Source organism: Beutenbergia cavernae DSM 12333 (assembly GCF_000023105.1).
GTDB classification, from domain to species: Bacteria; Actinomycetota; Actinomycetes; order Actinomycetales; family Beutenbergiaceae; genus Beutenbergia; species Beutenbergia cavernae.
In genome coordinates this window covers 2,252,564-2,272,714 of the sequence record NC_012669.1, presented here as the reverse complement: position 1 = coordinate 2,272,714, position 20,151 = coordinate 2,252,564, and the positions used below count along the sequence as shown (strand labels likewise).

Genomic DNA, 20,151 nt, shown 5'->3' with positions numbered 1-20,151 from the left:
CGCCGCGTCAGGGCTGCGGGCGCTGGGTCTCCGGGCCGTCGGTCGAGCCGGGCTCCGCCGGGTCCGCCGGCTCGGCGTCCGTCTCCGGCTCCTCGGCCGGCTCGGTCGGCTCCACGACCTTGCCGATCGCCGCCCGCACCCAGCGCGTCCGCGTGCCGGGTGTCGACTCGATGGTGATCGTGTCACCCTCGATGTCCACGATGGTGCCGAGCTGGCCGGACAGCGTCATGACGTCCTGCCCCACCTCGAGGTTGTTGCGGAACTCGGCCTGCTTCGCCTGCTGCTTGCGACCGCGGCTGTTCAGGAAGAACAGACCGACGATCGCGACGGCGAGGATGAGCAGAAGCGGCAGCTGCGACGTGTCCACGAGTAAGGGCTCCCATAGGGCTGGTGACGGTCCGCCCCGGAGTCTAGGCGAGGGAACTGCGTGGACCAACCAGCCGCCGTCGCAGGACGACGTCAGGAGAACAGGGTGTCCGGTGGTGCGGGCGGCTCCAGGCCGAGGTGAGCCCACGCCTCGGCGGTCGCCACCCGCCCCCGTGGCGTACGCGCGATCAGCCCCTCGCGCACGAGGAACGGCTCGGCGACCGTCTCGACGGTCTCGGGCTCCTCGCCCACGGCCACGGCCAGGGTGCCGAGGCCCACCGGGCCGCCGCGGAACCGCACGCAAAGGGCACGCAGGACGCCGCGGTCGAGCCGGTCGAGCCCGCGCTCGTCGACCTCGAAGACCTCGAGCGCGGCACGGGCGGCGTCGACGTCGGCGACTCCGCTCCCCCGCACCTGAGCCCAGTCCTGCACCCGGCGCAGCAGGCGGTTCGCGATGCGCGGCGTCCCGCGGGACCGGGAGGCGATCTCCGCGCCCGCCGCCGGGGTCAGCTCCGCACGGAGCAGCCGGGCCGAGCGTTCGAGCACCTGCTCGAGCTCGGCGACCTCGTAGAAGTCCAGGTACCCGGTGAACCCGAACCGGTCGCGCAGCGGAGCCGGGAGCAGCCCCGCCCGGGTGGTCGCGCCCACCACGGTGAACGGTGGGAGGGCCAGCGGGATCGCCGTCGCACCGGCGCCCTTCCCCACGACGACGTCGACGCGGAAGTCCTCCATCGCGAGGTACAGCATCTCCTCGGCCGGGCGCGCGAGCCGGTGGATCTCGTCGATGAACAGGACGTCGTTCTCCTGCACCGACGACAGGATCGCCGCGAGGTCCCCCGCGTGCTGGATGGCCGGCCCGGACGTGAGGCGCAGCGCCGCGCCGACCTCGCTCGCCACGATCATCGCGAGCGTCGTCTTGCCGAGCCCCGGACCGCCCGCGAGCAGGACGTGGTCGGGCGGGCGGCGACGGGCCAGGGCCGCCTCGAGCACGAGCGACAGCTGGTCGCGCACCACGCGCTGGCCGACGAACTCGGCGAGGCGTCGGGGCCGCAGAGCCGCCTCCGCGGCACGTTCGATCTCGTCGGCCTCGGCCGACGTGAGCTGCGCGAGATCGTCGCGTTCCTCAGCCACGGGCGTCCCCGGCGAGCGACCGCAGCGCGGCCCGGAGCAGGCCCGCCGCGTCCGGGGCCGTGCCGTCGGCGTCCTCGAGCACGCCGCGGACGGCGTCCTGCGCCTGCCGCACGGGCCACCCGAGGCCCACCAGCGCGTCGACGACGTCCGCGCCGTCGTCCACGGCCACAGGAGCCGCCGGAGCCGCACCCTGGGCGGGCCCGAGCCGGTCGCCCAGCTCGAGGACGATGCGGCTCGCGCCCTTCCGGCCGATCCCGGGGACACGCACGAGTGCCGCCAGGTCCTCCTGGGCGACGGCGCGCCGCAGACCGTCCGGCGTGTGCACGGCGAGCATCGCCAGCGCGAGACGCGGGCCGACGCCGGACACCGTCTGCACGAGCTCGAACACGTCGCGCTCGTCGGCGTCCGCGAAGCCGAACAAGGTGAGCGAGTCCTCCCGGACGACGAGCGACGTGTGCAGCTCGCAGTCGGCCTCGACGCGCAGCCCGGCCAGCGTCGCCGGCGTGGCCAGCACGCGCATCCCAACACCTCCGACGACCACGACGACGGCGTCGAGCCCGATGGCGGCCACCCGGCCCTGCACCAGCGCGATCATCTGGGGCTGCTCCTTCCCGTGCGGCGTTCCCGCCGCGCGCGGCCGGCTCGAGCGAGCACACCGCGAACACCTGTACGAAGCACTACCGTAGCCGCCCGGCGCGCACGACGTCGAGGCGCCGCGCGGGGCGGCGGGCGGCCGCCTCGGCCTGCGCCCACGCACGCTGCGCGGCCGTGGGAGCACCACGATCCGGAGAGGATGCCGGCGTCGTCGCCCCTCCGCGCCAGGCATGGCAGATCGCGAGGGCGAGCGCGTCGGCGGCGTCGGCGGGACGGGGCCGCTCCGCGAGCGCGAGCAACCGCGCCACCATCTCCTGCACCTGGGGCTTCTCGGCGCGGCCGGAGCCGGTGATCGCGGCCTTGACCTCGCTCGGGGTGTGGGTGGCGACCGGGATGCCGCGGCGCGCGGCGGCGACCATCGCGAGCCCGGCCACCTGGGCCGTACCGGTGATCGTGCGCACGTTCGCCTGCGCGAAGACCCGCTCGACGGCGACGGCGTCCGGCTGGTGCGCGTCGAGCCACTCGTCGATCCGGTCCGCGACGGACACCAGGCGTGCCTCGAGGGGATCACCGGCGGGCGTCGTCGCCACGCCGACGTCGACGAGGCGCACGCGGCGGCCGGGCAGCGACTCGATTACGCCGATGCCGCACCGTGTGAGCCCCGGGTCGATCCCGAGGATCACGCGGCCACCGGACGCGCGTCGGGCCACGGGGACGGGTGCAGTCACCCCCTCACTGTGTCAGCCTGGGGGCGTGAGCCGGGCGACAACACGCGAGCGGGACCGATGGTCGCGCACGCCGTGATCTCGCGGACGATCCGCGCCACTCCCGACGACCTGTTCGACGTCGTCCACGACTACCATCGGCGCCTCGAGTGGGACACGCTGCTGCGGGCGGCACGCACGGTCGACGACGCCGAGCCCGCCGTCGGCGTCGAGGCGGTGTGCACGGCGCGACGCGCGCTGGGCGGCTTCTCGTTCACGACGACGTACGTCACGTTCCGGCGGCCCGACCTCGCCGCCGTGCGACTCACCCGCCCGGTGGCGGTCTTCGAGTCCTGGTCGGCGTCGATCCGGCACAAGCCGACCGCTGCCGGGACGAACGTCGTCTACACGATGACGTTCCGGTGCCGTCCGTCGTGGCTGGCGTGGCTCCTCGAGCCCGCCGCGCGCGCCGCGTTCCGCCTCGAGACGTCCCGCCGCCTCGCCGCGCTCGACTCCTACGTCACGCGGCGCGCCGGCACCCCCACGAAGGAGTCCGCATGACCACCGCACCCGACGCCGCCGTGCTCCGCCGCATCTCCGACCTCGTCCGCACCGAGCACGACCTGCGCACGCAGCTCACCGACGGGGCGATCTCCTCCGAGGAGGAACGGTCCCGCCTCGCGCAGATCGAGACGGCGCTCGACCAGTGCTGGGACCTGTTGCGCCAGCGTCAGGCGCGCCGCGAGGCCGGGCAGGACCCGGCCGCCGCACAGGTCCGGTCCGCGGCCGAGGTCGAGGGCTACCGCCAGTAGGCGCCGCGGCGCCCGCTCAGTCCTCGTCGAGCTGCGCGAGCACCTCGTCGGTGGCGTCGAAGTTCGCGAAGACGTTCTGCACGTCGTCACTGTCCTCGAGGGCGTCGATGAGCCGGAGCACCTTGCGTGCGCCGTCGACGTCGACCTCGATCTGGGTGGCGGGCACGAACTGCGCCTCCGCGGAGTCGTAGTCGAGGCCCGCGTCCTGCAGCGCCGTGCGGACCGCGACGAGGTCCGTGGCCTCGCTCAGCACCTCGAACGCCTCGCCGAGGTCGTTGACCTCCTCGGCGCCGGCGTCGAGCACGGCACCGAGCACGTCGTCCTCGTCGAGACCGTCCGTCTTGGGGACGACGACGACCCCGCGGCGCGAGAAGAGGTACGACACGCTGCCCGGGTCGGCGAGCGACCCGCCGTTGCGCGTGAACGCGACGCGGACGTCCGACGCCGCCCGGTTGCGGTTGTCGGTCAGGCACTCGACGAGGACGGCGACGCCGCCCGGTGCGTAGCCCTCGTACATGATCGTCTGGTAGTCGGCGCCGCCCGCCTCGAGCCCCGCGCCCCGCTTGACCGCGCGGTCGATGTTGTCGTTCGGGACCGACGTCTTCTTGGCCTTCTGGATGGCGTCGTAGAGCGTCGGGTTGCCGGCGGGGTCACCGCCGCCCGTCCGCGCGGCCACCTCGATGTTCTTGATGAGCTTGGCGAAGAGCTTCCCTCGCCGCGCGTCGATGACTGCCTTCTTGTGCTTGGTCGTGGCCCACTTGGAGTGACCGGACATCTGCTGCTCCTGTGCTTCTCGGGCTGCGCTTCTCGAGCGGTGCTTCTCGGCGGTCGGGCGTCACGCACCGATCATCCGGAGGAAGGTGGAGTGCACCCTCGCGTCCGCGCCGATCTCCGGATGGAAAGCGGTGGCCAGCAGCGAGCCCTGACGTACTGCCACGATTCTACCGGCGGCCGGGCCGCTCGCGACGCGCGCGAGGACCTCGACGCCGTCCCCCACGTCCTCCGCCCACGGTGCCCGGATGAAGACGGCGCGCAGCAGCTCGGACCCGGCCTCGCCCGCGAGGCCCGGCGCGTCGAGATCCACCTCGAAGGAGTCGACCTGCCGCCCGAACGCGTTGCGGCGCACCGTCATGTCGATGCCCCCGATGGTCTCCTGATCCACGGTGCCGTCGAGGATCCGGTCCGCGAGCAGGATCATGCCTGCGCACGAGCCGTACACCGGGAGCCCCGAGCGCACCGCCTCGCGCAGGGGCTCGAGGAGCCCGAACGTCACGAGGAGCTTGGAGATCGTCGTGGACTCGCCGCCCGGGAGCACGAGGCCGTCGACGTCGAGCTCGCTCGGCCGGCGCACGGGGACCGCGCTCACACCGAGGGAGCCCAGGACGGCGATGTGCTCGCGGAAGTCGCCCTGCAGGGCGAGGACGCCGACAGTCGTCATCGACCGGAGCCACCGCTCGCGGGCGTGCTCGAGTCGCCCGTGGCGGCCTCGTCCCGGGCCAGGCCGAGGTGTCGCGTGACGCCGTTCCACCCGGGCAGGAGCGCCTGGGTGACCTCGACGAGCTCCGCGGGAAACACCTCCTCGGTGACCTGCGCCAGCGCCGGGAGCGGCCACCACCGGACCTCGTCCATGAACGCTCGCTCGACGTCCGTCCAGTTGTCGGTGACGAGCGGCGCGTCCCGATCCAGACCGTCGAGGCGCGCGAGGAAGAACTCCTCGTCCTGCCGGACCGTGCGCGCGAAGAAGTCGAACAGCGCGCTGCGGGTCAGCACCGGGCCCTCGAGCCGCTCCGGGTCGAGCCGCAGGCCCGTCTCCTCGAACACCTCCCGCACGGCGGCGTCGCGGGCCGTCTCCCCCCGGTCGATCCCGCCGCCCACGGTGAACCACCACGTCCGCTCGGGCTGGTCGGCGTCGTGGCCCCGGACCAGCAGCACGCGGTCCTGAGGGTCGAGCAGCAGCACCCGCGCAGCGCGGCGGAACGGGACGCCGTCGGCGCCCCGCACCCATCCCTCGCCGTCGGTGGGGTGCCCCACCGACGAGGCCGGGGTCACCACCCGCGCTCGGCCAGGCGGTGCGGGACCGGGATGTCGTCGACGTTGATGCCGACCATCGCCTCGCCGAGGCCGCGGGAGACCTTCGCGATGACGTCGGGGTCGTCGAAGAACGTCGTGGCCTGGACGATCGCCGCCGCGCGCTCGGCGGGGTTCCCGGACTTGAAGATCCCGGAGCCGACGAACACGCCCTCGGCGCCGAGCTGCATCATCATCGCGGCGTCGGCCGGGGTGGCGATCCCGCCGGCGGTGAAGACGACCACGGGGAGCTTCCCCTCGCGCGCCACCTCGGCGACGAGGTCGTACGGCGCCTGGAGCTCCTTCGCGGCGAGATACAGCTCGTCCTCGGGCAGCGAGGTCAGGCGGCGGATCTCGTCGCGGATGGTGCGCATGTGCGTGGTGGCGTTCGAGACGTCGCCCGTCCCGGCCTCGCCCTTCGACCGGATCATCGCGGCACCCTCGGTGATGCGCCGGAGCGCCTCCCCGAGGTTCGTGGCTCCGCAGACGAACGGCACGGTGAACTGCCACTTGTCGATGTGGTGCGCGTAGTCGGCCGGCGTGAGGACCTCGGACTCGTCCACGTAGTCGACGCCGAGGCTCTGAAGCACCTGCGCCTCGACGAAGTGCCCGATGCGCGCCTTCGCCATCACGGGGATCGAGACGGCGGCGACGATGCCGTCGATCATGTCGGGGTCGCTCATCCGGGAGACCCCGCCCTGGGCGCGGATGTCGGCCGGGACGCGCTCGAGCGCCATCACGGCGACGGCGCCGGCGTCCTCGGCGATCTTCGCCTGGTCGGCGGTGACGACGTCCATGATGACGCCGCCCTTGAGCATCTCGGCCATGCCCCGCTTGACGCGGGCGGTGCCGGTTCCGGACGCCGGTGCGGGCGCGGTGGGGTCGAGCGGTGCAACGGACACGATGACCTCATGAGGAACGGGGGTGGTGGATGGTCTCATCGTACGCGCGCGGGCCGTCGTCGAGAGCGGCCGAGGCGACGAGCGAGCGTGGGGATCAGCGCATCGGGTACGGGCTCGCGGACGCCACGAACCGCTGACGGTCGGACGTCAGCTCGTTGAGCAGCGAACGCTCGTCCTGGCTCTGCGTGCGCAGGTCGGCACGCCCGGTCACGACCCGCTGGCGGGCGAAGGCGAGCGACGTCGCATGCTTCTGGAAGGCCTTCATCGCGGCGACCGCGCTCGGCCCCATCCGACCTGCCCACGTCCGCGCCTGGCTGCGCAGCCGCAGCGAGGCGAGCATCTCGACCTCGTGCGGCTCGAACCAGCCCGCACGGCCGTACTCCGTGAGCCGGTCCCGGATCACGCGGCTCTCCTGCCGGCGCAGCCAGAACGCGAGCACGATCGCGCCGACGAACAGCGGCACTTGCACCACGACGTAGATGAGGATGAAGTTGAGGCTCGCCGCGCCGTTCCACAGCGCGTGCAGGCCCATGGCGGCGAGGAGGCCGAGCGGGAAGAGCCACCAGGCCGCGTACCGGTTGCGCGACCGGGAGGCGATGCCGAGCGCGATACCGATGCATGCGGTGAACAGGAGGTGCGCGAACGGGGACATGATCCCGCGCATGACGAACACCTGACCGAGGCCGTCGTCGAAGAACCGGCCGAAGTACAGGATGTTCTCGGTGAACGCGAACCCGGCGGCGACGACGGCGGCGTACACGATGCCGTCGACGATCCCGTCGAAGAACTGCCGGCGCATGAGGTAGATGAGCAGGACGCCCAGGCCCTTGGCGCTCTCCTCGACGATCGGTGCGGAGATGACGGCGGTGAGCGTGTCCGCTGCGGCCGGGTCGCCCGAGAGCGAGTAGAAGTAGATGCCGAGCGCGGTGTTCCCGAACAGCGCGATGATCACGGAGACTCCCGCGCCCCACAGCAGGGCGAACGCGAGCATCCCCTTCGGCTCCGGTTCCCAGCGGTCGAGCCAGAACACGGCCGTGAGCACGACGGCGAGCGGGAAGAGGGCGAGGATGAACCCGACCACCGCCGGACCGACGCCGACCTGGATCAGCACCAGGCCGAGCCCCACGAGCGCGCCGATCGCGACCAGCACGATCGCGATGACCGACCACACCGACGTCGACTTCTTCCGGACACCGCCCTGCCACACCTGGTTCAGCTGCGCGGTGGGGTTCGACGGCGGCGCCGCGTACTGGCCGGGCCGGTACTGGTTCGGCGCGTACTGACCGGGCTGCGGCCCGCCCCCCTGGTACCGCCCCGGGCGGACCGGGCTCGGGTAGGCCGACGGCGCCGGCTGCTGCGGGTAGGCACCCGGCTGTCCGTAGGTCGGCTGGGGCTGCGCCGGCGCCTGCTGCGGATACGGCTGCTGCGGCGCGGGGCCGGGCTGCGGCTGCTGGTGCCCCGGCGGGTACGGCTGCGGCCGTGACGGGTCGGGGTACGGGTTCGACATGGCCCACAGACTAGGGGGAACGGCTCGCGGCGGTCGATCGCAGGGCGGGCTCGACGGCGTCAGCGCTCGGTGGCGTCGTCCATCTCGAACGTCACCGGCATCCTGGCGCGCCCCGCGAGGTGGAGCGCGCGGACGACGACCTGCACGCGCATCCGGCGCGCCTGGGCCACGGCGTCGTTGTAGAACCGGCGCGCGAGCTGGCTGCGGTGCCAGCACTGCTCGAGCGTGCTCGTGGCGTCGTCGGGTGCCGACGTCCCGTCCTGCGCCGGGCCGGTGACGCCGAGAGCCTGGCGGAGCGCGCGGGACAGCTCGCTCTCCGCGAGGCCGCGCTCCGGGGTGAGCGGGTCGTCGTCGTCGGACTGGCCGACCTCGAGCGCCCGCGCCGCAGCCTCTGCCACCACCAGCGAGCTCGCCGGGTCCAGCCGGCCGGTGGCTGCGAGCTCGGCGGCGGCCGCGGCGCGGCGCAGGAGCTGTGCGTCGAGCGTGGCGCCGGTCCGGGCGACCTTCTGGTGCAGCCGGTCGAGCCGGTTCGCCGCCCCGATCGCCACCCAGACGAGCACGAGGACCAGGCCGACGGCGATCGCGATCATCACCTCAGTCGTCATCGGCACCACCGAGCAGGCGCGAGAGCATGCGTCGTGCGAGCGGGTCCTGCGCGACGTGCCCGTCGCCCTCGCCGAGCGCCAGGCCGTACACGTCGAGCACCTGGTCCGTCACCACGCTCCAGTCGTACTGGTGGCACCAGTCGCGGGCGTAGGCCCGCCGTCGGTCGCGCTCCGCCGGGTCGTCGAGCGCCGCGAGCAGCGCCGTCGCGAGGCCGGCCGGGTCTCCGGTGGGGAACAGGAACCCGGCGCGCCCGGAGTCGAGGACGCGACGGAAGGCCGCCAGGTCGCTCGCCACGACGCTGGCCCCGGCGCTCATCGCCTCCACCAGCACGATCCCGAAGCTCTCCCCGCCGGTCTGGGGGGCGACGTACACGTCGACGGAGGCCATGAGATCGCCCTTGCCCTGCTCGTCGACCTCGCCGAGAACCTCGACCGCGTCCGGAGCGGCCGCCCGCAGGGCGTCCAGATCGCCGCGGCCAGCGACCAGGACGCGGGTGCCGGGCCGCTGCTCGAGCATGCGCGGCACCGCCTCGAGCAGCACGTGCAGGCCCTTGCGGGGCTCGTCGGTTCGGCCGAGGAACGCGATGGTGGGCCGTTCGGGCGTGCCCTGCCACTCCGGGCGCACCGTGGCACCCGAGAACGTGTCGACGTACACGCCGTTGGGGATGACGACGGCGTCTCCCCCGAAGTGCTCGACGAGAGTCCGCCGCGCCTCCTCGGAGACGGCGATCCGCGCCACGATCTTCTCGAGCGACGAGCGCAGCAGGGGGAACGCGACCTGCATCGCGCGCGACCGGTCGGTCGCGGTGTGGAACGTCCCCACGATCGGGCCGCTCGCCAGCCACAACGCGAGCAGGCTCACGCTGGGCACGAGCGGCTCGTGGATGTGCAGGACGTCGAACGCGCCCGCGTCCAGCCAGCGCCGGACCCGGGCGGCGGTGACCGGTCCGAACGAGAGCCGTGCGACCGACCCGTTGTACCGGACGGGCACGCTGCGCCCGGCCGCCTCGACGTACTCCGGGACCGGGGTGTCGTCCTCCGCCGGCGCCAGCACGCTGACGTCGTGCCCGAGACCGATGAGGCGCTGCGCGAGGTCCCGCACGTGCACCTGGACGCCGCCGGGCGCGTCGAGCGAGTACGGGCAGACGATGCCGATCCTCACGAGTCCCCCTGGGCGGCCGCATCCGGGCCGACGACGGCGTCCCGCGCCGCGGCCTTCGCGAGACGCTCGGGATCGAGGTCCGCGAGGAAGACCTTCTGCAGCATGTGCCAGTCCTGCGGTCGCTCGCGGAGCCGGGTGAAGACGACGTCGACCCATGCCTGCGTCATCGGCGCCACCGCGTCGGCCCGGGACAGCCCGGCCGGCCGCTCGATCGCCGGCCGGAACTCGATGACGATCCCCCACGCGCTGCGGGCGGCGCGGCGCCGCTCCCCCGTGAGGCGCTCGTACGTGATGACGGCCGGCACCAGGGCGTAGTCGCCAGTGAGGGCGAGCGCGGCCGGGCCGGCGGCGACCCGCGCGCGCTGCCCGGCCAGGTCGACCTCGATGCCCCGCGTGCTCAGGTCGCGGTCGGCGAGGAGCGGCACGAGCGCGGCCCTGGCGCGCGCCCGGCGCGTCAGGGTGCGAAACGTCGAGTGGTTCTCCAGCGGGACGATCTCGATCCCGAGGCTCTCCCGGAACGCGAGGAACTCGGCGAAGAGCCCGCCCGGGAGCTTCTCGGCGACGGTGAGAACGGGGCCGAGGAACGTCGTCGCCCACGCACCCGCCAGGTCCCAGTTCCCCGCGTGCGCGAGAGCGAGCACGACCGCGCGCCCGGACTCGAGCTCCGTGCGGACCGCTGGCACGCCGGTCGCGCGGACGCGGGCGGCAAGCTGCTCCCGGGTGAACGTCGGCAGCTGGAACGCCTCGCGGTAGTAGCGCATGTACGACCGCATCCCGTCGCGCGTGAGCCGGCGCAGCTCACGGGTGGACAGGTCGGGCCGCAACCGGGCGAGGTTGGCCTCGAGCTGACGCGCTCCCGCGAGGCGCCCGAGCCATGCGACGTCAGCGACGGCGTCGAACACCGCGACGGCGACCGGCTGCGGAAGACGGCCGACGGATCGCCAGGCGAACGCGAACAGCCGAGCCGGGTCGGGCCCCCTCATGCCTCCTCCGCCCGGTCGCGGGCCTGCCGGTACACGACGACCATCCGCTGCACGACCGTGACCAGGCTGGCGGCGGCCAGTGCCCACAGGACGACGGTCAGCACGATCGGCGGCACGCCGAGGCCCACGATGCCGGCCGCGACGAGGGCGATGAGCAGGCGGTCGCCCCGCTCGGCGATCCCCACTGTCGCGTGCATGCCGAGGCCCTCCGCGCGGGCCCGCGCGTACGGCACGATCGCGCCGAGCGCGAGGCAGGCCAGCGCCCCGGCGGCGCCGACGGGATCGTCGCCGCGGCCCACCAGGTAGACGGCGAGCCCGACGAAGACCGCACCGTCCGCGAACCGGTCGAGCGTGGAGTCGAGGAACGCCCCCCACGGGCCGGAGCGACCCGCGAGCCGAGCCATCGTGCCGTCCAGCACGTCGAAGAGGACGAAGAACGTGATGACCATGACGCCGGCGAAGAGCTGACCGAGCGGGAAGAGGACGAGCGCCCCTGCCATGGCGCCCAACGTGCCCACGACCGTGACGACGTCGGGCGACACGCCGGCGCGCACGAGAGCGCGCGCGAGCGGCGTGACGATCCGCGTCACGGCAGCGCGCAGGCTCTTCAGCACGAGCCCTCCCCCTCGGACGACGTGGCCTGCGGCCAGGCTCCGGCCAGCAGCTCGCGGGTCTCGCCGAGCAGCTGCGGCAGGGCCTTCGTGCGGGCGACGATCGGAAGGAAGTTCGAGTCCCCGGACCACCGCGGGACCACGTGCTGGTGCAGGTGGGCGGCGATCCCCGCCCCCGCGACCTCCCCCTGGTTGAGCCCGATGTTGAACCCGTCGGGCCGGGACACGGCACGCGTGACCCGCATCGCCGTCGCCGTGAGCGCCGCCAGCTCGTGCGTCTCCGCCTGCGTCAGGTCCGGGTAGTCCGCCACGTGGCGGTACGGGCACACCAGGAGGTGCCCCGGGTTGTACGGGTAGAGGTTGAGGACGACGTAGCACGTCCTGCCCCGGTGGACCACGAGGCCGTCGGCGTCGGACCGTGCCGGGATCCGGCAGAACGGGCAGGCGTCGGCGCTGGTGTCGGCCGGCTTGTCCTGACCGCCGATGTAGACCATCCGGTGCGGCGTCCACAGGCGGGCGACGTCGTCGGGATCGCCCGCGAACTCCGCAGGCGACTCGTGCGCCACCGCCCCGTCCCCTGTCGGTGCCGACACGTCAGACCTGCACGCGATCCGCGATCGCTGCCGTGACGATCGCGATCGCCTCGGCGACGGGGACGCCGTTGCGCTGTGTCCCGTCCCGGTAGCGGAACGAGACGGCGCCCGCCTCGGCGTCCTCGCCGCCCGCGATCAGCACGAACGGGATCTTCTGCGTCGTCGCCGTCCGGATCTTCTTGTTGAAGCGGTCGTCGCCGTCGTCCAGCTCGGCGCGCACGCTCGCGGCACGGAGCTGCGCGACGACGTCGGCGAGGTAGGCGTTGAACGGCTCGGCCACCGGCACGGCGCGGACCTGGACCGGCGCGAGCCACGGCGGCATCGCGCCCGCGTAGTGCTCGAGCAGGATCGCGAAGAACCGCTCGATGGATCCGAACAGCGCGCGGTGGATCATGACGGGCTGCTGCCGCGAACCGTCGCTCGCCGTGTACTCCAGGTCGAACAGCCCGGGCTCGAAGAAGTCGAGCTGGATCGTCGACAGCTGCCACGAGCGGCCGATCGCGTCGCGCGCCTGGACCGAGATCTTCGGGCCGTAGAACGCGGCGCCGCCCGGATCGTCCACGAGCTCCAGGCCGGACGCCGTCGCGACGTCGCGCAGCGTGGCGGTCGCCTCGTCCCACGTCGCGTCGTCACCGACGGACTTCTCCGGGTCGCGCGTGGAGAGCTCGAGATAGAACTCCTCGAGGCCGTAGTCGCGCAGCAGGTCGAGCACGAACGTCAGGAGCGAGGCGAGCTCGTCGCGCATCTGCTCCCGGGTGCAGTAGATGTGCGCGTCGTCCTGGGTGAACCCCCGGGCCCGCGTCAGACCGTGCACGACGCCGGACTTCTCGTACCGGTAGACGGTCCCGAACTCGAACAGCCGCAGCGGCAGCTCGCGGTAGGAGCGGCCGCGCGCCGCGAACACGAGGTTGTGCATCGGGCAGTTCATCGGCTTGAGGTAGTAGTCCTGCCCCTCGCGCTTCAGCGTCCCGTCCTCGTGGTGCTCGGCGTCGAGCTGCATCGGCGGGTACATGCCGTCGGCGTACCACTCGAGGTGCCGCGAGGTCTCGAAGAGGTGCGCCTTCGTGATGTGCGGCGTGTACGCGAAGTCGTACCCGGCCTCGACGTGCCGGCGACGCGAGTAGTCCTCCATCTCCATCCGGATGACGGAGCCCTTCGGGTGGAAGACGGCGAGCCCCGAGCCGATCTCCTCGGGGACGGAGAACAGGTCGAGCTCGCTGCCGAGACGCCGGTGGTCGCGACGTTCCGCCTCCGCGAGACGCTCGAGGTGGGCGCGCAGGTCGTCCTTCGTCGGCCAGGCCGTGCCGTAAACGCGCTGCAGCTGCGGGTTCTTCTCGCTCCCGCGCCAGTACGCGGCGGCGGACCGCATGAGCGAGAAGCCGTTGCCGATCAGGCGGGTGCTCGGGAGGTGCGGGCCGCGGCACAGGTCCTTCCACACCACCGTCTCGGTCTCACGGCCGGCGCCGCGCACGTTGTCGTAGATCGTCAGCTCGCCCGCACCGACCTCCGCCCCGGCGCCCTCGGCAGCGGATGCCGCCCCGGGGCCCTTGAGCCCGATCAGCTCGAGCTTGTACGGCTCGTCGGCGAGCTCGGCCCGCGCCTCGTCGTCGGAGACGACGCGCCTGCGGAACGTCTGACCCTCCTTGACGATGCGCGCCATCGCCTTCTCGAGTGCCTTGAGGTCCTCGGGCGTGAACGGGGTCTCGACGTCGAAGTCGTAGTAGAAGCCGTCGGTGATCGGCGGGCCGATGCCGAGCTTCGCGTCCGGGTTCACCTGCTGCACGGCCTGTGCGAGGACGTGCGCCGTCGAGTGCCGCAGGATCGCGAGGCCGTCCGGGGAGTCGATCGTCACGCCCTCGACGTGGGCGCCGTCGCGCAGCTGCGTGTCGAGGTCACGCAGCTCACCGTCGACGCGGAGGGCGACGACGGTGCGATCGTCGGCGTACGCCGTCGTGCCCGTCGCCGGCGCCTCGAGGTCGCGAGGGGCGCCGTCGAGGTGGACGCGGATGTCGGGCACGTGGGGCTCCCAGGAGATTGCAGGGGTATGACCCGCCGATGCTATCGACACGCCGCGGGGCTCCGGAGCCGAGGACGACGACGGCCCGCCGCTTCCGAAGAGGCGGCGGGCCGCGTGGGCTGGTGGGCGATACTGGGATCGAACCAGTGACCTCCTCGGTGTGAACGAGGCGCTCTACCGCTGAGCCAATCGCCCGCACTCCGCGTCCGACGACGCGGTCGCGGTGCAGCCAGACGATGGTAGCGAATCCGCGGGCAATGATCGAACTCGCCCGAGGCGTGCCGCGTGCGTTCAGTCGAGAGTGACGAGGGCACGTTCCACGGCGCGCCGAGCGTCCGGCTCGAGACGCAGCAGCGGCGCCGGCGGAGCGCCGCCCGGAAGGCCGATCGTGCGCATGGCCTCGGCCAGCACGCGGATGGCCCCGTGGGCGGCGGCGAGGCGCAGCAGCGGCCCGAACGCCGCAAGCTCTCGACGAGCTGCCTGGCGCCCCGCCGGGCCGTCGCCCGCACGGTCCCGGATCCCGACCACCCGATCCGGGAAGACTCCGGCGAGCGCCGACGCCCAGCCGCCCGCGCCCGCCTCGACGAGGTCGACGGCGAGCGCGTCCCTGCTGAACTCGTGCCGGAGCACCGCGCGGCGGCCGCGCAGCACGTCCGCGTGCTCCAGCCAGGTCGCCACGTCGGCGCTGGTGTCCTTGAGGGCCACGACCCGCTCGTCCGCCGCGAGGTCGGCCACGACGCCCAGGTCGAGGGCCGTCGTCGTCGCGCGTGCCCGGTACAGCGTGAGCGGCACGCCGAGTCCCTCCAGGACGGCGTCGTACATCGCTCGCTGCTCAGGCGGCGTGAGGGGCCAGTAGGAGAGCAGCGGCACGAGCAGCTCGTCGGCGCCCCACCGCACGGCGTCGTGCGCGGCGCGGCGCAGCGTGGGTGCGGTCATGCCGCCCGCGCCGACGACGAGCGGCACCCGCCCGGCGACCGCCTCGGCGGCGGCGCGCACCACCCGCTCGCGGTCGTCGTCCTCGAGGTACGGCAGGCCGCCGGTGCTGCCGAGCACGGCGACGGCGTCGACGCCCGCCTCGACCGCCCTGGCGCACAGGGGCGCGACGAGCTCCGGGAGCACGGCGCCGTCGTCGCCCGCCGGCGTCAGGACGTACGCGGTGAGCCGGACGGCCGGCGGCGGCCTCACGGGTCGATCTGCTCGGCCTGGCGACGGGCGAACTCCTCGCCCATGGCGAGCGTGAGCGGCCCCGGCTCGAGCGCGACGTCGTCGACGCCGATGATCGGCACGATGCCGCGGGTGCTCGACGTCAGCGCGGCGTGCCGCGACGTGCGGAGGGCGTCGAGCGGCAACGTCTCCTCGCGGGCCGGGATCCCGGCGTCGGCGGCCCACTCGAGCACGAGGGCGCGGGTGACGCCGGCGAGCGCGCCGGAGCTGAGCGGCGGGGTGACGAGTCCGCGGTCGTCCTCGCAGAACACGTTGGTGCCCGTGCCCTCGCACAGCTCGCCGCGCGTGTTGGCGAAGATGGCCTCGCTCGCCCCGCGCTCGGCGGCGTGGGCGAGGGCGACGACGTTCTCGGCGTACGACGTCGTCTTCAGCCCGGCGAGCGCACCCCGCTCGTTGCGCGGCCACGGGACGACGGCGACCCGCGCCGGCGCCGCCGGACGGGCAGGGCTGGCGGCGACGATGAGGGTGCCGGGCGAGTCGAGCCGGTCGGAGCCGAGCGGCCCGACGCCGGCGGTCCAGGTGATCCGCAGGCGACCGACCGCGTCGCCGTGCGCGGCGACCCAGGCGCGTTCGACGTCGGCGACGGCGCCGCGCAGGACCGACTCGTCCGGCGCGGCGAGGCCGAGGCCGCTCGCCGACCTCCCCAGCCGCGCCACGTGGCGGGTCAGCGCGAACGCGCGGCCGCCGACGAGCTCGCACGTCTCGAAGACCCCGTCCCCGACCGTGATCCCGTGGTCCAGCAGGGACACGAGGGGCTCGGCCGGGTCGCGCAGGGCACCGTCGAACCAGGCGATCGTCGTCATCCCGCCATCCTGCCACCGGGGCCCGGCGCGCTCCCTGCCCGTTCCTCGGACACGGCGCGAGGCGAGTTGGACTACCCCGTGTCCCTCGGCTAAAGTCAAGGCCGCACCGCGGGAGACCGCGGACCGCACGCGGACGTGGCTCAGTTGGTAGAGCATCACCTTGCCAAGGTGAGGGTCGCGGGTTCGAATCCCGTCGTCCGCTCGGAGGCACCACCACCAGTGGGTGCACCCAGTGGTGGAGTGGCCGAGAGGCGAGGCAGCGGCCTGCAAAGCCGTCTACACGGGTTCGAATCCCGTCTCCACCTCGCACCGGGCGATTGGCGCAGCGGTAGCGCGCTTCCCTGACACGGAAGAGGTCACTGGTTCGATCCCAGTATCGCCCACCACGCTGTCGAGAACGGCACGACGCCGCTTCGGTTCGCCGAGGCGGCGTTTCGTCGTTCAGGGCGGCGGTCGGCGCCGGATCACCTGGCTCGACGTCGGTCCCCGCCGTCGCGAAAGGCTCGAGCTCGTACCTCGGCGGGCCATGCGTCCCACGCTCCGGGCCGCACCCCGGGAATCCGACGGCCGTTGTCCACAGGTCACCCGCTCGCGCCGGCGCGAGCTCGCGCCGAGCGAGCACCCTACGGTGATGACGTCGCCGGGGATGCCGAAGGTGCTGACCGTCCGCGAGTTCGGTTCGGACGCCTTGCGCGGCCTGCAGCGCCGCGGCGAGCTCGACCGGATCAGACGCGGGGCGTACCGGAGACCCCTCGTCGCAGACTCCCCCTGGGATCGTGCGTCCGAGGAGCTCCTCGCGCGGTGCGTGGCCGTCGCCGATCGGCTCACCACGCGGTTCGCGTTCAGTCACGAGACCGCGGCACTGCTGCACCGATGGCCGGTGACGGTGCGACCGGGCGTCGTCGACGTCGTGCAGACGGTGCTCCCGACGCGCTGCGGGCGAACCGACATCCGCCGACACGTTCGCTCGGGCCTCACGGACGCCGACATCGTGGAGGTCGCCGGACTGCCCGTCACCACGCCGGCCCGGACGGCCATCGACTGCGCGCGGGTCCTGTCACCACAGGAGGGGCTGATCGTCGCCGACGGCGCACTGCGGCAGCTCGCCGCGGTCGAGGTCTTCGCACGATCGACCTCCGAGTCACGTCAGGAGGCGGTTCGCGCCGAGCTCGTGGCGCTCCTCTCTGCGCTCGGGCCGGGCCGGCACGTGGTGCGAGCGCGCGCCGTGCTCACGTTCGCCGACGGGTTCTCGGCGTCGCCCGGCGAGACCCGCACGCGATGGCTGGGGCTCGTCGCCGGGCTGCCGGCGCCGATCTGCCAATGGGAGGTCGCCGCCGACGGCCGCCGCTACTTCAGCGACATCGCTTGGCCGGCGACCGGGCCCGACTGGCCCGCGCGTGCCATCACGTTCGAGTACGACGGCGCCGTCAAGTACGACGGGAACGGCGCGGTCGCGGCCGTCGTCGCCGACGAGAAGGTCCGCCAGGATGCGATCGAGAGCACCGGCGTCGCCGTCCACCGGGTCACCCGCGGTCGTCTCGCTGACCCGGAACTGGCCACGTCCTGGCTGCTGTCCAAGTTCCCGGACTCCGTGCGCGCGCGCCTGACGCCACGTCGGGCACTCGCGATGCCGCCGGACTGACGCGAGCTCGCCGCCGAGGTACGAACTCGGCAGTGCCCGGCGGCGCGGCGGCGCGGCGGCGCGGCGCGCTGCGACCTCTCGCCGCGCGGGCACCGGGTGACGCCGCCCGGGTCGGGCTGCGCTCAGCGCGCACCTAGGATCACGAGCGATGCCCGCGCTCTCCGCCGTCGCCCGCGCTCTCACGCGACTCGGCCGCTCGTTCTCCCTGCCCGGCCTCGCGGGGGCCCTGCTCGCGTTCGTCGCGTCGACGGCGCCGTCGCTCGTCCCGCGCGGCGCCGTCTACCAGACGGTGATCTCGGGTGCGTGCGCCGTCCTCGGCTACGCCGCCGGCGTCGCGCTGTGGTGGCTGCTCACAGCGCTCCGTCTTCCGTGGCGGCCGGGAGCCGCGGCGCGTCGGCGCGCACGGTGGTCGATCGCCGTCGCGGCGGTGGTCCTGGTCCCGGCCGGCCTCGTGATCGGGGCCGGTGCCCAGCGCGAGCTCGCCCGGTTGTGGGGCCTCGATGCCACGCCGTCGCCGCAGTACGTGCTCGTCGTCGTGGGTGGCGCCGTGCTCGCCCTGCTGCTGCTCGGGATCGCCCGCGGGGTCCGCGGCACGGCGCGGGCCCTGGGTCGTCTCCTGGGCCGGTGGCTGCCGCACGGCGTCGCGGCGTGGGTCGGCGCTGCGGTGGCGGTCGTCGTGCTGGTCGGGCTGGTGTCGGGCGTCGTCCAGCCGCTGCTGCTGGCGCCCATCGAGGCGTCGTTCCGCACGCGCGACACGACGACGCGCGCCGGCGTCGAGCAGCCGGAGGAGCCGGAGCGGTCCGGGTCGCCGTCGTCGCTCGAGGAGTGGGACACGCTCGGCTACGAGGGCCGGATCTTCGTGGCGGGCGGCCCGGGCGCCGACGGGATCGCCGAGTACACCGGCGGCGATGCCCTGGAACCGATCCGCGTCTACGCGGGGGTCGCGGGATCCGCGACGGCGTCGGACGCTCCCACGGACCGGCTCGCTGACGCCGCCGCCCGGGTGGTCGCCGAGCTGGACCGGACCGACGCGTGGTCGCGCGAGGCGCTGGCGCTCGTCACCACGACCGGCACCGGTTGGGTCGACCCCGCAGCCGTGACGGCGCTCGAGCTCCTGCACGCGGGCGACACCGCCGTCGCCGCGCTCCAGTACTCCACGAACCCGAGCTGGGTGACCCTCGTCGCGGACCGCGCCGTCCCCGAGCTCGCCGGGCAGGCGCTGCTCGACGCCGTGACCACCAGGTGGGCGGAGCTCCCCGAGGACGAGCGCCCACGTCTGCTCCTGTTCGGGGAGTCGCTCGGGGCGTTCGGGAGCCAAGGGCCGTTCCGCACGCTCGACGACGTGGCGGACCGGGTCGACGGCGCCGTGTGGGTGGGGACGCCCCGGTTCACCCCCCTGTGGACCCGCCTGACCGGCTCGCGTGACGCCGGGTCACCGGAGATCCATCCCGTGCTGGACGACGGCGCGTTCGTGCGTTGGGCCACGCGGAACGATGGAGACCAGGGGCTGACCTCCCTGGGCGAGGACTGGGGCGACCCGCGAGTCGTCTACGTGCAGCACCCGTCCGACGGCGTCGTCTGGTGGGACTTCGACGCCGTGTGGCGGCGGCCGGACTGGCTCGCCGAGCCGCCGGGCCAGGACGTGCTGCCGGGGCTCGTGTGGATCCCCGGCATCACGTTCCTCCAGCTGACCGGCGACATGTTCCTGGCCGGCTCCCCCGACGTCCCGATGGAGTTCGGCCACCGCTACCGCGAGGCGTACGCCGACGCGTGGGCCGCCGTCGCCCCCCCAGACGGGTGGACGGACGCGGACACGACGCGGTTGCGCGAGCACCTCGCCGGCGACTCGTAGGCCGAGCGCGCGGCGCTCACCTGAGCCACGCACGAACGCGGTTCAAGGCTCGGCCGGCGCCGATCCCGTGTCGCGCAGGAACAACCCCACGATCGCCGCGAGCCCCGCCGGGGCGAAGAACAGCCCGATCGAGAAGCCGCCGAGGATCACGAACGCGACGAGCAGCACGGTGCACAGGACGCTGACGACCCGGCCGCGTCGCCCGCCCACGAGGATCGGCACGATCGTCATCACGATCGGGAACGCCAGCGACACCAGGGCGGTCGGACCGTTCACCTCCAGCAGCGTCGCCGTCGTCTCCACGGCCGACCCCGTCGACGTCGCCTCCACGCCGGCATAGACCGGCACGAGGAGCAGGTACCCGACCGCGACGCACGCGAGACCGAACGCCACCCACCTCGCGATCCCCGCAGGCGTTCGCCGGCGCGGACGCGCGTCCGGAGTGGCAGGCGTCGACGCAGGTGCAGCTGCCATGGTCCCTCCTCGGTCGCCCCTGGCCCCGTCGGCCCCACGCTAGCCGCGGCGACTGCCGCAGGCCGTCTCGCACGGCGCAGCCGGGCGCACCCCGGCGCACGC

Annotated in this window: 22 protein-coding genes and 4 tRNA genes; 7 read left to right on the top strand and 19 right to left on the bottom strand. The window is 73.7% G+C overall.

Going from position 1 to position 20,151, the window contains the following annotated elements:
- Positions 1–7: 7 nt before the first annotated feature.
- The 4 genes from yajC to ruvC form a co-directional block, all read right to left on the bottom strand.
- Positions 8–367: a preprotein translocase subunit YajC gene (gene yajC, locus BCAV_RS10075; RefSeq protein ID WP_015882490.1), complete on the bottom strand. Its 360-nt coding sequence runs from the start codon at positions 365–367 to the stop codon at positions 8–10.
- 92 nt (positions 368–459) lie between these two features.
- The gene (gene ruvB, locus BCAV_RS10070) at positions 460–1,497 is read right to left on the bottom strand and encodes a Holliday junction branch migration DNA helicase RuvB (protein ID WP_015882489.1); all 1,038 of its coding nucleotides are present in this window, start codon (positions 1,495–1,497) and stop codon (positions 460–462) included.
- A complete protein-coding gene (ruvA, locus tag BCAV_RS10065; protein ID WP_015882488.1) occupies positions 1,490–2,092 on the bottom strand; it encodes a Holliday junction branch migration protein RuvA in 603 nt (200 codons plus the stop codon). The genes ruvB and ruvA overlap by 8 nt, the downstream gene beginning before the upstream one ends.
- Positions 2,093–2,174: 82 nt before the next feature.
- Positions 2,175–2,819 carry a crossover junction endodeoxyribonuclease RuvC gene (ruvC, locus tag BCAV_RS10060; protein WP_245529004.1) on the bottom strand — a complete coding sequence of 215 codons (645 nt, stop codon included), beginning with the start codon at positions 2,817–2,819 and terminating at the stop codon, positions 2,175–2,177.
- A 57-nt stretch (positions 2,820–2,876) separates the two neighbouring features.
- On the opposite strand from ruvC, the gene BCAV_RS10055 reads away from it, so the two are divergent.
- Together BCAV_RS10055 and BCAV_RS10050 are read left to right on the top strand one after the other, a co-directional pair.
- Positions 2,877–3,356, top strand: a complete 480-nt coding sequence (locus BCAV_RS10055; RefSeq protein WP_015882486.1) for an SRPBCC family protein — start codon at positions 2,877–2,879, stop codon at positions 3,354–3,356.
- Positions 3,353–3,607: a DUF2630 family protein gene (locus BCAV_RS10050; protein ID WP_015882485.1), complete on the top strand. Its 255-nt coding sequence runs from the start codon at positions 3,353–3,355 to the stop codon at positions 3,605–3,607. The genes BCAV_RS10055 and BCAV_RS10050 overlap by 4 nt, the downstream gene beginning before the upstream one ends.
- A 16-nt stretch (positions 3,608–3,623) precedes the next feature.
- Here the strand turns inward: BCAV_RS10050 and BCAV_RS10045 are convergent, their stop codons facing one another.
- From BCAV_RS10045 to BCAV_RS09980, 14 genes are all read right to left on the bottom strand, one after another.
- On the bottom strand, positions 3,624–4,382 hold the full coding sequence (locus BCAV_RS10045; RefSeq protein ID WP_015882484.1) for a YebC/PmpR family DNA-binding transcriptional regulator: 759 nt from the start codon (positions 4,380–4,382) through the stop codon (positions 3,624–3,626).
- Positions 4,383–4,442: 60 nt separating this feature from the next.
- The gene (pdxT, locus tag BCAV_RS10040) at positions 4,443–5,045 is read right to left on the bottom strand and encodes a pyridoxal 5'-phosphate synthase glutaminase subunit PdxT (protein ID WP_015882483.1); all 603 of its coding nucleotides are present in this window, start codon (positions 5,043–5,045) and stop codon (positions 4,443–4,445) included.
- Positions 5,042–5,659: an NUDIX hydrolase gene (locus BCAV_RS10035; protein WP_342618199.1), complete on the bottom strand. Its 618-nt coding sequence runs from the start codon at positions 5,657–5,659 to the stop codon at positions 5,042–5,044. Before BCAV_RS10035 ends, pdxT begins: the two co-directional genes overlap by 4 nt.
- On the bottom strand, positions 5,653–6,576 hold the full coding sequence (pdxS, locus tag BCAV_RS10030; protein ID WP_015882481.1) for a pyridoxal 5'-phosphate synthase lyase subunit PdxS: 924 nt from the start codon (positions 6,574–6,576) through the stop codon (positions 5,653–5,655). The genes BCAV_RS10035 and pdxS overlap by 7 nt, the downstream gene beginning before the upstream one ends.
- A 94-nt stretch (positions 6,577–6,670) precedes the next feature.
- On the bottom strand, positions 6,671–8,083 hold the full coding sequence (locus tag BCAV_RS10025; protein ID WP_015882480.1) for a PrsW family intramembrane metalloprotease: 1,413 nt from the start codon (positions 8,081–8,083) through the stop codon (positions 6,671–6,673).
- 59 nt (positions 8,084–8,142) lie between these two features.
- Positions 8,143–8,688 (bottom strand): hypothetical protein, encoded by a 546-nt coding sequence (locus BCAV_RS10020; RefSeq protein ID WP_015882479.1) that lies wholly within the window; start codon positions 8,686–8,688, stop codon positions 8,143–8,145.
- Positions 8,678–9,850, bottom strand: a complete 1,173-nt coding sequence (locus BCAV_RS10015) for a glycosyltransferase family 4 protein (protein ID WP_015882478.1) — start codon at positions 9,848–9,850, stop codon at positions 8,678–8,680. The genes BCAV_RS10020 and BCAV_RS10015 overlap by 11 nt, the downstream gene beginning before the upstream one ends.
- Complete coding sequence (locus BCAV_RS10010) at positions 9,847–10,833, bottom strand: phosphatidylinositol mannoside acyltransferase (RefSeq protein WP_015882477.1); 987 nt, start codon at positions 10,831–10,833, stop codon at positions 9,847–9,849. Before BCAV_RS10010 ends, BCAV_RS10015 begins: the two co-directional genes overlap by 4 nt.
- Complete coding sequence (gene pgsA, locus BCAV_RS10005; RefSeq protein WP_015882476.1) at positions 10,830–11,447, bottom strand: phosphatidylinositol phosphate synthase; 618 nt, start codon at positions 11,445–11,447, stop codon at positions 10,830–10,832. The genes BCAV_RS10010 and pgsA overlap by 4 nt, the downstream gene beginning before the upstream one ends.
- The gene (locus BCAV_RS10000) at positions 11,441–12,010 is read right to left on the bottom strand and encodes an HIT family protein (RefSeq protein WP_015882475.1); all 570 of its coding nucleotides are present in this window, start codon (positions 12,008–12,010) and stop codon (positions 11,441–11,443) included. Before BCAV_RS10000 ends, pgsA begins: the two co-directional genes overlap by 7 nt.
- Before the next feature lie 28 nt (positions 12,011–12,038).
- The gene (thrS, locus tag BCAV_RS09995; RefSeq protein WP_015882474.1) at positions 12,039–14,054 is read right to left on the bottom strand and encodes a threonine--tRNA ligase; all 2,016 of its coding nucleotides are present in this window, start codon (positions 14,052–14,054) and stop codon (positions 12,039–12,041) included.
- Positions 14,055–14,174: 120 nt separating this feature from the next.
- Positions 14,175–14,249, bottom strand: a tRNA-Val gene (locus BCAV_RS09990).
- Between the two features lie 96 nt (positions 14,250–14,345).
- Positions 14,346–15,239, bottom strand: coding sequence for a dihydrodipicolinate synthase family protein (locus BCAV_RS09985; protein WP_015882473.1), 894 nt, complete (start codon positions 15,237–15,239; stop codon positions 14,346–14,348).
- Positions 15,236–16,081, bottom strand: coding sequence for an aminotransferase class IV (locus BCAV_RS09980; protein WP_015882472.1), 846 nt, complete (start codon positions 16,079–16,081; stop codon positions 15,236–15,238). The genes BCAV_RS09985 and BCAV_RS09980 overlap by 4 nt, the downstream gene beginning before the upstream one ends.
- A gap of 129 nt (positions 16,082–16,210) precedes the next feature.
- Between BCAV_RS09980 and BCAV_RS09975 the strand changes: the two genes are divergently transcribed.
- From BCAV_RS09975 to BCAV_RS09955, 5 genes are all read left to right on the top strand, one after another.
- A tRNA-Gly gene (locus tag BCAV_RS09975) sits at positions 16,211–16,283 on the top strand.
- A 32-nt stretch (positions 16,284–16,315) separates the two neighbouring features.
- Positions 16,316–16,386, top strand: a tRNA-Cys gene (locus tag BCAV_RS09970).
- A gap of 6 nt (positions 16,387–16,392) precedes the next feature.
- Positions 16,393–16,467 (top strand) — tRNA-Val (locus BCAV_RS09965).
- Positions 16,468–16,607: 140 nt separating this feature from the next.
- Positions 16,608–17,723: a type IV toxin-antitoxin system AbiEi family antitoxin domain-containing protein gene (locus BCAV_RS09960; protein WP_144016756.1), complete on the top strand. Its 1,116-nt coding sequence runs from the start codon at positions 16,608–16,610 to the stop codon at positions 17,721–17,723.
- 148 nt (positions 17,724–17,871) lie between these two features.
- The gene (locus BCAV_RS09955; RefSeq protein ID WP_015882470.1) at positions 17,872–19,575 is read left to right on the top strand and encodes an alpha/beta hydrolase; all 1,704 of its coding nucleotides are present in this window, start codon (positions 17,872–17,874) and stop codon (positions 19,573–19,575) included.
- A gap of 42 nt (positions 19,576–19,617) precedes the next feature.
- On the opposite strand, the gene BCAV_RS09950 is transcribed toward BCAV_RS09955, so the two are convergent.
- Entirely contained in the window at positions 19,618–20,049 is a 432-nt protein-coding gene (locus BCAV_RS09950; protein ID WP_015882469.1) for a hypothetical protein, read from the bottom strand.
- Between the last annotated feature and the right edge of the window lie 102 nt (positions 20,050–20,151).